Source organism: Buttiauxella sp. S19-1, from assembly GCF_022134725.1.
GTDB lineage: Bacteria > Pseudomonadota > Gammaproteobacteria > Enterobacterales > Enterobacteriaceae > Buttiauxella > Buttiauxella ferragutiae.
This window is the reverse complement of record NZ_JAHWLU010000139.1, coordinates 1-11,735: the sequence shown is the minus strand read 5'-3', so window position 1 is coordinate 11,735 and position 11,735 is coordinate 1. Positions and strand designations below refer to the sequence as shown.

Here is an 11,735-nt window from a genome sequence, read left to right as displayed (position 1 = left end):
CAGGGTCGGTTGCGATTCGTTCCAGACGATCGCGCCCTCCAGCCGTTCCCGACGGCTGGACCCTGCCACCTGGAGTCAAAATGGAGGCGATTTAAGCCGGACCCGAAATTCAAAGTCAAAGGCCAGAGCGGTTTTGACCTTGTTCCCGGCTTCAATCGTACCGTTTTTTACCCTTCAGTCGGGGTCACGTGGTCGGGAACCACGTGAGAGAGCGATCGTCTGACTAAAAATGTCAGGAACATTTTTGAACAACGCTTGCGTTGGCCACGAAGTGGTTCGGCACAGGGATGTGCCGAATAAACGGGTCGCGAACGACCCCGAATGTTGGGTGAAAAACGGTGTTTACCGCTTTAGCGGCGATTGATTTGCCGGGCGCCTGGATTATTAAGGAGTTGGCGTTAACTCCTTAATACGTTCACCGTTTTCTGTAATTAAAGAGATAACTGAACGCACAGGTGAACGGAGAATCAGAGAGGCTTACAGATCTCACCCTGACAAAATTGCCAGGGTGATGGCAAAAAATCACCGTACCGACAACGCCACCAGCATCTTCAAACTCGCAGAATAATAATCCTCCTGCGCCGTAATTTGCGGCTGTGCAACGCTCCCCGGCTGGAACACTAAATCACGCACCGCCAGTAACCCGCCATCCATCATATACGGCGCGGTATCGCCAGTGGTGACGTTCACCCAGGCTGGTGTTTTCTCACGTGGATAACGCCCCCACCAGGTTTTATAAGCCTGTAACTCTGGGCTGCTGTGATTAAACCAATACACATACAGCGGAACGCGAATCGCATCGTAGCTAAAGCGCGCTGGCCATTGTTTTGCCGGAACAGTACGCCCATCGGAATAGAGCGAAACCCAGTCAGACGGGAGCTGAGGCTCGCCAAAGTGCATTTTCCCCAACAGTTTCTGCCCATCGTTAATCAAATCCGTCCACACCGTTAAATGGCTGCGGTTAGCGAAATCCTGCCACGCCGGGAAGATAAAGTAAGAGGGGTTGAGATTCACATAGCTGTTGAGGTTAAAACCGTTAGCGCCAGGCAACATCACCTGGTAACCGGCAAAACGGATAACGTTGTGGGCAACCAACGCCTTAGTGATGGCATCTGATTCTTTCAGATAATCGGGGTTCTGCCACTTGTTGCCCGCTTTTAACAGCGCCCACGCGATAAAAGTATCGCCATCGACGGCGTTGTTTTTATCGGTGATCGGTTGTGCTTCAACGGGGTTATATCGCCAGTAGAACAGACCATTATCGGGGTTTTTCAGCGTTTTTCGCGTCCAGTTCCACATTTTATCGAAACTGGCACGGTCGTCGTTAGCCACGGCCATCATCATGGCAAAACCCTGGCCTTCGGTGTGGCTGACGTTTTTATTCCCGGTGTCGACAATGCGGCCATCGGGCATTAAAAAACGGGATTTGTAGCTATCCCAGGCAGTGTCAGCCAGCGCTTGCTGGCAGAAGAACAAGGCAACAACTGCCACTATCAGCGTTTTGCATCGCTGCAACATCAAAGCACCTCATCGACTATTTTGATATCGAAAGTGTACCACTGTTGCTGACGGTGAAGACTCGCGCCACAGCGACACATGCGGTTTACCGCCCTGATCGCGTAACCAACGAGCGTAGACACCTTCCAGAACAGCGCTAAATGCGTGACTCCAGGAAACTTGCTGCGCTTCGTCTGCGGGAACAGGTAAAGCCATGTGGCGAATGAGCATCGCCGTTTCGCTGGCTTCGATATCAATATAGCCCCAGTTGAAACGGGCGAGCTGAACATTTATCTGTGATTCGAGTTCGCCCACAGTTCGCGCTAATGCTAATGGGTGGCGTGCCGCCAGCGTGTCACCCATTTGCATCAGAAACGGGCGGCTTTCTTCTTCACCCGCATTCGCCACCATGCTATCAATCATGATGTGGAGCAAAGAGAACCAGCCCGGTTGGGTCTGCTGATTCTGAAAGTACTGCAACAACTGCGCGTCATTCATGATTAATTATTCCCCAGCAGGTAACGGAAGTAGAGCTGTGCGGTACTTTCGTTGTAATCACCAAAGGTGTCATAACCCACCTGACCACCAATCGTCATGTCTTTGTTAACTTTGTAATCGGCTGCGGCACGCAGGTTATAGCCAATGCCGCTTTCGCTACTGCCGCTGTACCACGCTTCTTTCGCGAAGCCGTTGGCGACGTAATTTTCCAGTTGCGCCTGCATCGCCGAATCGGTCGGGAAGTACGGGCTTTGATTCTGGCTATAGGACTGATAACCCAACGATGCGCCCACCGACATATCCCAGTTATTAAACTTCTGGGTGTAATCCACCGGGAAGGAGACGCTGATATAGTCTTGCGGGCTGAAGTAACCGCCTTGCCCGTAGCTGAAATAGCTGAGGTTTTTCGAGAAATCCATATACGTCATGCTGATACCGGTTTTCAGTTCGCGGTCATCAGCATGGAACGGGCGAATATAAACGCCAGCATTCCCGGTAACATTGCCGTTGCTCGGCACGTTTTCGCCAATGTAGTTATACAAACCCACACCCGCGTAGAAACCCGCATCGCCATCGTCGTAGCTCAGTTGCGCGCTACCGCCGTTCTTGGTGACCTGGCCCCATTTTTTGCCGCTGTATTTGTCTTCCACACCGACATAAGAAAGCAGGCTGTCGACCACGGCACGTCGTTCGCCGGTCAGAATCAATTTCAGGTAATCGGTTAATTGTGGCGACCACTGCACACCACCGACCACGGTATTTAAATCCTGGCCTAATGGCGTGGAGCCCACGTCGAGTTTGTACTGTTCGCCCGTTAACGCCATCCCAACTTCCACACCCGCAGCACTTTGCGAGCCTTGTGAAGGCACTTTTATCTTGTCGATATTGGGCAGTTCTGGCGGCGTGGTGGTTGAGGCGTTATACAGCTCCTCGCCCACCTGCCCCTGAATCAACGCGCCGGTACCAAAGCGGCGGCTGGATTCGTCAGACGAGCTGCCCGCATTCAGGCTGATTGGCGTAACGTTAAGATCTAAACGTGAGTCGCCAAACGGCACCGTCGACCACTGCAATGGCGCTTTGATTTCAGTGAGTTTACTCAGACCGCTTTCGCCATCGCGCCCACGCACAGCCACCGCACCACGCGCCCAGGTGGCGGTTTTGTCGGTCAGCTGTTCCATCATGTTATCCACCTGGCGCAAGGTGCCTGCCTGTGCCGTCTCGACCGGCAGATCGGTACGCGTGGTACCCGGCGGTGCGGTTTGTGGATTACGCGCCAGCTGTGCGACTTGCCACGGCATCGCTTCGCCATACAGCGAGTTAGCGGCGGTGGCTTGTGGGGCGACGGAGGTTTTCGGGGTGAACGGGTTATCGGCTAATGCCAGGCCTCCGAGCGTTGGCGCGGTTCCGCTTTCGGCTCCTTGCAGGCCAAGCAGTTTGCCACGCGCGGTGCGCAGGTAGCCCATCGCCTGCTGGTGGTTGCCATCGGCTTCGGCCACGCGCGCCAGTAACAGCAGGCGATCCGGCGTTTCATCGTTGCGCAACCCGGTGGCCAGCTGTTTCGCTTTATCGACGTCTTTACTGGCGAGCGCCACGTCGATGGCACCCGCGCGCGCATCTTGTTGCGGCGTGTCACGCGTCATCAGGTAGTCGTAAACCACGCCCGCTTCTTTGTTCATTTTGCCGGACTGATACAGACGCGCCATCGCAAACATCAGGTCGGTATTTTGCGGGTCGTTCTGCATCGCACGGATCAGTTTATCGTACGCCGCCGCATAATTGCCCTGGGTACGTAGTTGGTCAGCTTCGTTGATCACGTAGCCATTGCGAACGCTGGCAAGCTGCGTTGGTGTGCTGCGCGACTGCAATTCTGGATTCGCCAGAAACGCCTGCGCTTCACGCCCCAGCCCGGCCTGGTTCAGCACCGCAATCTGGTCGCCATAATCACCGGCGTTGCCCTGCACGCCACGGCGCATGTTGTCGCGCACAATCGTTACCGCCGTGCTGACATCGCCGGTTTGCGCCAGCATTTTTGCCAGTTTTCCCGCATCTGCCGGGCTTTGTGGCGGGCGCATCGCCAGCGCTTTTAAGGTATTCGCCGCCGCCACCGTATCGCCCTGCGCGAGGTAGCGTTCCGCTACCGACATTTGCAGATTGTAGTTCACACGTGCCGCAAGGCTGCGCATGTCGTTGGTCTGGCTGGACGCGGGAATACGCGACAATAAAGTTTGTGACTGCTGCCAGGCATTGTTTTCGCTGGCAAACAATGCCCCCGCGTACAGTTCTGTATTGGAGGCGTTTGGCCGGAAAGAAGCCGCCATCACATTGCTGGCTTCGTCACGACGCCCCTGTTTCTGGAGCTGGCGCGCTAAATCAAGACGCAGCCACGGGTCGGACGGATAACGCGCCACGCCCTGCTGCAAAATAGCGATGGCTTGTTGCGGGTTGCCATTTGCCGCGGCCTGCTGTGCCTGGCGGCGCAGCGGATCGGCCGGATTACCGCCAGAAACGCGCGGCTGCAATTTGGCCTGCAAACTGGCAGGCAGGGTTTGCAGCATCGCTTGCGCTTCGGCGGTTTTATTCTGCTCACGCAACACGTAATAGAGGTTTTCGCGCGCCGCGCCGTTATTCGGTTGTTCGCTCAAAATACTGCGTAAAGTCTGCTCTGCCTCGGCGTAATCTTTGTTATGGCGCTGGACATCCGCACGGAATAACTTCGCAGCATTTCCACGTTCACCGCTTTGCTGTGCCAGAGGCGCGCTGAGCGCCAGGGCCTGGCTAATATTGCCCTGTTTGAATGCAGCCTGAGCGCTCGCCAGTTGCCCGTAAAACTCGGCGTCATCGGCTTGTTGTTTGCGCTCGCCAGATTGATCGCCACCCTGCCTGGCGGCGCGATTCAGGTATTCTGCGGCGGCGGTGTAATCGCCTTTACGCTGCGCGATGTAGCCCATCCCGGCCAGTGCATCGGCGTCTTGCGGGTTGTTTTGCAGCACTTGTTCAAACTGGTTTTTTGCCACTTCGGTGTTGCCGCTATTGAGCGCGTTAAACCCTTCGCCTTTTGCGGCACCGCCAACACTTTTACGGTAGTGCTCTTGCACCACCGTATCTTTCGGATGGCGTTGCAGGAAGGTTTGATAATACTGCTCGTCGCTGGCAGTTGGGCCGAGCCACAACAGCGCCTGGCGCAAAGCTTTATCGGCATCCTGGCTACCGCTCGCCATATTTTGCAGGATGTCCATGCCTTCACGACGCGTGGCATCCTGGTAGGTCAGCACTTTACCAAGCGCAATACGCCCGCCGTTGTCCTGCGGATTTTGCGCGGCAAACTGGCGTAAACCAGCCACCGCTTGCGGATACAGCGATTTGTCGCCCGCCATCGTCAGGTAATATTCTGGCGCGAGGCTCGGCGGCGGCTGGTCGCCATTAAACAAACTGCGCCAGGTGGCGAGGGCGGCGGGAATATTGCCGCTGCGCGCCTGCTGACGCGCTAAATCCAGCTGCCCACGCGGGATTTGCTGAATCTGTTTAGCGTTATCCAGCGCCTGCAAATTACCGTCTTGTGGCGAAACAGAAGCCAGGCGTTCGCGCCATTGGGCGGCACCTTTAATATCCCCGGCTTGCTGTGCCCACAGCGCCATCAGGTACATCGCCTGGGTGTTATTGGCATCAACCATCAACACTTTCTGCAACGCGTCTTTTGCCAGCTCGTCATGTGACTTTTCATGCCAGTAATTGGCCTGGTCAAACAACGCTTTTAACGCCGGGTTGTTTTCCGCAGCGGTCGCGCTAAACGCCAGGCCGCCAAAGAAGCACAGAGTTAACAAGCGGCGGGCGTTTTTGTTTTTATGATTCATTGAGCACCACCTTTACTTACCATCATCCTGAGGATTAAGACGTTTATGCGCGCGTTTTTTCAACAGGGCGTACAAGCTCAAACCGATAACCGAGGCGAACAACAAACCTAAAATGGCCAGCAGGGCTGAATGCTGGTTGGCATACCAGACCACCATCATGTACCACGGCATTTGGCCGCTCGGGAACTGTTGTCCAACACGGAAGCTACGCACCCCGTTTTCATCGGTGATGATGGAGGCGTCGCCACGAATACCGGCGTTGATGCGCGAAGAACTTAAGTCGGTCTGCAGCCGCGAAAGCTGTTCATCGGTACTGCCAATCGCCATCACCACCACACGGTCAGGGTTCCACTGCGAGCGGAAGCTGACAAACCCACGCCACGCTTCGTTAGATGAGAAATAGCGGTCAGCCGCAATGCCTTTCGATCCCCAGTCACCTTCAATCCAGTGCTGTATTTTTTGCCAGATTGAGCGTTCACGGACGCCGAACGAATGCTCGTTGCTGTTAAACGGCGACTGTGCCAGCAGCGTTTTGTTAAACGCGCTTTGATTGATGGTCGAAACGGAAAGCACGTGGCTCTGTTCAAGGCGTTGCAAGTTTGCGCCCGCCGTTGGCACGCCAAACATCACCGTGTTGTTGTTTAACGAGGTGCCGGTTGCATTACCTGAACGGGCAGCCATATTCAGTAGCGTGCTGATTTCAGCCTCGCCAGGGTTTTCTGGCAGCATCAACACGGTATGGGCAAAGTCAGCAAAGCGGGAGAACGGGAACGACGCACCCACGAAGTAAGAGAGATTTGGCAGCAACGAGAAGTGACGCGTTTTGCTCAAATCAATCCATGAATCGTCAGAAATACGGCTCTTAATGTTGTTATTGAGCAGCACGCTACACGGTGCCGATTCTTTGGTCTGGATGTTGAAGTACAGCGACAACTGGTTGTCGCCGTAAATCAGGTACGGCTCCAGCGCCAGGTTGTACTCTTCCTGGCGCGCATCGCCGCCCACTTTGCGCCACAGCGTTTCCAGCGCGCCTTGCTTATTCACCGGCAAGTTATGCAGGAAAGTGCCGTTGAGCGTCAGGGAAAGGTAAGAACGTTCTTCATCAATCCAGTTTTCCGTCGGGAAGCGATAGCCGATTTTCACCGGGATGGTGTCGCCATCCCACAAGAACAGATCCGGAGCCGCGCGGAATGCCACGCTTAATGGCTCGTGCCAGATGCCGGTCGCCGTCAGGCTTTGGTCTTTACGCATCAACTCGGACAGACGCACCGGGTGTTCAGTGGAGATCCAGCGCGGAGCGTCATAGGCTTTGCTCACTGGGATTGTCTGGTTTTCTACCGCAGTGCTTGCGGTTTGCCCAGGGAATTTCCCCTGCGTTAAACGCCACGCCGCAGCGCGCAATTGCTGGTCGGAATTGCCCACCACCAACAACAGTTTATAAACCGGGTTGCCTGGGTTATCGATGATTTGCAGCATCGGTTTTTGGGTTTCAGGCAAGGTCAGGCCGCCAATCTGCTCGCCGGGCTTGCCAAACAGAATGCCGTTTTTCTCAGGCAGTTTGTCGGATAACGCGTTAAAGGAGATACCGCGATAATCCGCCTCAATGCCCAACCAGGAGGCAACCAACGCCGCCGCACTCACTTGTTCAGGCAGCGTTTTTGCCGGGAAAGCAAACTCCAATGAAGCGGGAGTCATCTGCATTGAGTCAAAGAACGGGCGCGGGAAATGGCTGAGATCGGCACCGATATTGAGCTGCTGGCCTTCCAGATCCAACCGCGTGTTCGGCATGATGGTGACCTGGTATTTATCAGACAGGTCGCGCAGGCACAGCAGGGCATCGCCATCGTTGATTTTAAAGCTGATGTTATTGCTCGACACCACCATCGCCGCCGGGATTTCCAGCTGATAGTTGGACACATCGCTATCGGCAGAACCCAACGGCACCGTTCCCAAAGGCTGACCGTTCATCATCAGTTGCAGCGTAGTATTACGCGCCGCCATCGCCGGAGAGACTTTCAGGTTCAGGTAAAGTTGTGCGTTGGTGATGACCTGATCGGTCGGCAACGTGAAATCAATACCCGCCTGCAACTGCCCACCGCTGAGCATAACGCCACGTGGTTGGCCCATTTGCGCCACGGTAATGCTGCTCACATTGCCAGGCGTAAACACCGATGGCGTGGGTGCATCCACTGCCGGAGCTGGTGCAGTTTCCGATACCGGTGCAGCGCCTGGTGCAAAGGCCGCGTCGGGTGCAGGTAAATCCAGGGGAATTTGTGACTCCACCGTCGTGGCGTCTTCCGCCATAACCGGTGAGGCCAAAACCGTCAACGCGAGCAACAACTGGCAAAGCTTTATACTCATCCCTTTCATGCAACGTTGTCCTCGCGGGCTTCTTCCATACGTTTGGCTTCTTCCTGGCGCAGGCGACGGTTTTCGCGGCGCGATTTGAACGTCAGCCAGAACAGGTCAAACACACAACGAATAATGATCAGCAGGGAACGGAACGGGTTGTCCTGCGGTTTTGGCGGACGAATCCACGCATCGGCACGCGCCAGAACCACACGCACCAGTTCACGACGCCTGTCCAGTGGAATCTCTTCAAACATCAGGCGAATGGCCTGCTCGTCGCAAGCGATCACTTTCACCGGAATGCTGATAGAGCCGGACTTCAGTTGCAGCTCGATTTCTTCGATTTCATCATTGAGATGGCGGTCATCCGGCACTGCGATTTGGCAACCGCCCATCGACAAATCGATAGTGTTGCTACGGGAAGATATTCCACTGGCGTAGTGAATAACCACCGGGACTTCAACATCAATACGGATGGTTTTTCGCGTCTGGCGCGTTTCGCGGGCGACGGCAATCGCCGCCAGCAGGAACACCAGGCTGTACAACCCCCAGCCGACGTTCAGCGCGATAACATTCGGGTCAACACCAAAGTAGTCGTGCGCACAAGCACGCACAATCCCGGCGACAACCGCCACCGCCAGCAACACCGCGATAATCACATGAGGCCGCACCACGCTGAAATCGAAGTAGCCCACGTTCAGCAGCGCACCTTTATCCGTGACGTTAAACTTGCCGCGTTTTGGGAACAGCATGGTGATAACCGTGGGCAGAACCAGGTGGAACGCCAGCACCATGTCATAAATCTCGCCCCAGAAACTGTAGCGGTAGCGCCCGTTCATGCGCGAGTTGAGATAAATGCTCAAGATCAGGTGCGGCAACGCGTAAGCAAAGATCAGGCTTGCCGAGGAGTGAATGATGTTCAGGTTAAACAGTAAGTACGCCAGCGGTGCGGTGACGAACGCCACACGCGGCAAAGCGAACTGGAAATAGAGCATCGCACTGAGGTAACAACAACGCTGTTGCCACGTCAGGCCACGGCCAAATAACGGGTTATCCATACGGAAGATTTGCGTCATGCCACGCGCCCAGCGGGTACGCTGAATCACGTGCAGCACCAGGCGTTCAGTCGCCAGCCCCGCCGCCAGCGGAATATCCAGGAAGGCAGATTTCCAGCCCAGGCGCTGCATTTTCAGCGCGGTATGCGCATCTTCGGTCACGGTTTCCACGGCAAATCCGCCGATTTCTTCCAGCGCACTGCGGCGAATTACGGCACATGAACCGCAGAAGAAAGTGGCGTTCCAGTTATCGTTCCCCTGCTGGATGGGGCCGTAGAACAGTGAACCTTCGTTGGGGATGTTTTGCCCTCCCGATAAGTTACGTTCAAACGGATCGGGTGAATAGAAATAGTGTGGTGTCTGCAACAGCGCCAGTTTCGAGTCTTTCAGGAATGCACCGACGGTGGCTTGCAGGAAGATACGCGTCGCAACGTGGTCACAGTCAAAGACCGTGATCAACTCGCCGTGAGTGAGTTTCATGGCGTGGTTGAGGTTACCGGCTTTGGCGTGTGAGTTATCGTTACGCGTGATATAGCCCACGCCCACATCGGCGGCAAACACCGCAAACTCGCGCCGCTTACCGTCATCAAGCAGGTAGATTTTGATTTTATCGCGCGGGTAGTCGATACATTGCGCGGCCAGAACCGTATCGCAAACCACATCGAGGCTTTCGTTATAGCTGGGAATATAAATATCGACCGTCGGCCATTTAGAGGTGTCGTCCGGTAGCGGCACAATCCCCCGTTTTAATGGGAACGAGGTTTGCAAATAGCTCAGTAATAAGATGACCCAGATATACAGTTCGGCTAAAAATAACCCTATCCCGAGGATGGCCTCTATTTCGGAATTAAAGTGCAGCGTTTGGGTAGCACGAAAATAAATATAACGCGTCGACATCAAGACTGAAACCAGCATCATGATTATCGACACGCTGTGCTTTTTGCTGAAGCCTAATAAAAACAGAATCGCCAGGCTGATAAAGCCAAAGATATACTGCTTCTGGCTGTCCATAGGCGTAATGATGATCAGGACTGCTATTGGCGCTAACACCAATAGCAGTAAATAAAACAGGACCTTTTTCATAGGACATCCTGGATGATTGTCAGAAATTTGACGTTCTCAGGCCGGTATGTACCGCGCCATCACCAATTTTTATGTCGAGAATACCTGCGACTCGCTTACTGATAAGTTCAATATCAAAAGCCGCAGCGGAAGCCGGACTAAAATCGAATATTGATTGCTGAGAAGCATTGGCTTCCGCCACACTTTCATCGCGGTTAATAACGCCAAGCAGACGATCGCCAAGACGCTGCTGCATAAATGCCGTGACATCGCGGCTTATATGGCGGCGGTTGTCACTCTGGTTGAGGATAAAATAGTATCCGGCTTTATTGTTTAGCGGTTCGCCAATCAGACGATGATTTTCAATATGCGGCAACAATGATAGCGAAGCGGTATCTGCCAGCATGGTCACCAGATGCAGGTCAGCCAGTCGCGAAACCGCTTTTAACGCCGGATTTGGGCCTGGTGGGAAATCGGCAATAATGACCAGGCCCGGGTAGTTAAGCAAAGTGCTTAATCCACGCATCAGGAAATGGCTGTCGGTGCTCAGGCGCTGCTCAAATTCAAGGCGCTGTTCTTCGCTGACATCACCATACGGCAGCACGAACATATTGCTGCCGGCAGTCAAAACCGACTGGCTCCAGTCTGCCGATTCGATAGCTTTAGCCACATAGCCACGGCCATCAGATAAAGGCACGCCAAAATGCAAACGCAGCGCGTTTTGCACATCAAAATCAATGGCTAACACCTTGCTACCTGCGCGAGCCAACGCATACGCCAGATTGGCGGTAACTGTGGTTTTTCCTACCCCGCCTTTTGGCGAGCACACACACACTAGCGGCATGAAGCGATCATCTCCAGCAACGGTTGCAGCGGTAAGTCTTTAGCGGGATGGTTGCGCGCCGTACTCCCTTTTGCTGCGAACAATTTGTCAAAACGCACGGGTTCTGTTTTTACCGGTGCGTAGCCCTGCGGCACAGCGACAGCGGCAGGTTTTACGGTTTCTTTTATTGGTTCTTTTATTGGTTCTTTTATTGGTTCTTTTAACGGTTCAATGACCGGTTCTGGCTGCGCGGTGACGGGTGCCAGTTGTTCAAACAGCGTCGCGGTAGTGTGTTTGCTTTGCTCAGGTTGAAATAACTCGGTTTTGTTTTCTGGCAGCGCGCTGTTCAGGCTGTCGAGAATTGAGCCCTGAGAAGCTGACTGGCTGATGGGTTGCGCCACCAGCGGCTTGAAATGGCTGGCATCAAACTCATCAGCCTTTACCGCTTGCGGTGCTGGCACGGAAATACTTTCGGCATGGGAAAGCACGGAGTCATCGCCTTCGGTATGCATTAACTGTTTGATTATCGTCCAGTTACTGTCCGATAACTGCTGATTTTGCGCCGACATATCTTTGAAGTCGATAGAGCCTGTACGCGTC

7 protein-coding genes are annotated in these 11,735 nt (G+C 54.3%); all 7 read right to left on the bottom strand.

Annotated elements, in window-relative coordinates; genetic code table 11:
• Positions 1-522: 522 nt before the first annotated feature.
• Entirely contained in the window at positions 523-1,518 is a 996-nt protein-coding gene (locus MES37_RS21410; protein WP_064542192.1) for a glycosyl hydrolase family 8, read from the bottom strand.
• Between the two features lie 9 nt (positions 1,519-1,527).
• Positions 1,528-1,995 carry a cellulose biosynthesis protein BcsD gene (gene bcsD, locus MES37_RS21405; protein ID WP_064542188.1) on the bottom strand — a complete coding sequence of 156 codons (468 nt, stop codon included), beginning with the start codon at positions 1,993-1,995 and terminating at the stop codon, positions 1,528-1,530.
• Between the two features lie 2 nt (positions 1,996-1,997).
• Positions 1,998-5,846, bottom strand: a complete 3,849-nt coding sequence (locus tag MES37_RS21400; protein WP_237932608.1) for a cellulose biosynthesis protein BcsC — start codon at positions 5,844-5,846, stop codon at positions 1,998-2,000.
• Between the two features lie 12 nt (positions 5,847-5,858).
• The gene (gene bcsB, locus MES37_RS21395) at positions 5,859-8,216 is read right to left on the bottom strand and encodes a cellulose biosynthesis cyclic di-GMP-binding regulatory protein BcsB (protein ID WP_237932607.1); all 2,358 of its coding nucleotides are present in this window, start codon (positions 8,214-8,216) and stop codon (positions 5,859-5,861) included.
• Positions 8,213-10,333 carry a UDP-forming cellulose synthase catalytic subunit gene (gene bcsA / locus MES37_RS21390; RefSeq protein WP_237932606.1) on the bottom strand — a complete coding sequence of 707 codons (2,121 nt, stop codon included), beginning with the start codon at positions 10,331-10,333 and terminating at the stop codon, positions 8,213-8,215. The genes bcsB and bcsA overlap by 4 nt, the downstream gene beginning before the upstream one ends.
• A 19-nt stretch (positions 10,334-10,352) precedes the next feature.
• Positions 10,353-11,156 (bottom strand): cellulose biosynthesis protein BcsQ, encoded by an 804-nt coding sequence (gene bcsQ, locus MES37_RS21385; protein ID WP_064542176.1) that lies wholly within the window; start codon positions 11,154-11,156, stop codon positions 10,353-10,355.
• A partial coding sequence (gene bcsO / locus MES37_RS21380) for a cellulose biosynthesis protein BcsO (RefSeq protein ID WP_237932605.1) occupies positions 11,147-11,735 on the bottom strand: 589 nt, incomplete at its 5' end. The genes bcsO and bcsQ, both read right to left, overlap by 10 nt.

Coding starts and splice junctions, on each gene's coding strand:
- bcsA (WP_237932606.1), bottom strand. CDS start 10,333: ATGAAAAAGGTCCTGTTTTATTTACTGCTATTGGTGTTAGCGCCAATA.
- bcsB (WP_237932607.1), bottom strand. CDS start 8,216: ATGAAAGGGATGAGTATAAAGCTTTGCCAGTTGTTGCTCGCGTTGACG.
- MES37_RS21400 (WP_237932608.1), bottom strand. CDS start 5,846: ATGAATCATAAAAACAAAAACGCCCGCCGCTTGTTAACTCTGTGCTTC.
- MES37_RS21410 (WP_064542192.1), bottom strand. CDS start 1,518: ATGTTGCAGCGATGCAAAACGCTGATAGTGGCAGTTGTTGCCTTGTTC.
- bcsQ (WP_064542176.1), bottom strand. CDS start 11,156: ATGCCGCTAGTGTGTGTGTGCTCGCCAAAAGGCGGGGTAGGAAAAACC.
- bcsD (WP_064542188.1), bottom strand. CDS start 1,995: ATGAATGACGCGCAGTTGTTGCAGTACTTTCAGAATCAGCAGACCCAA.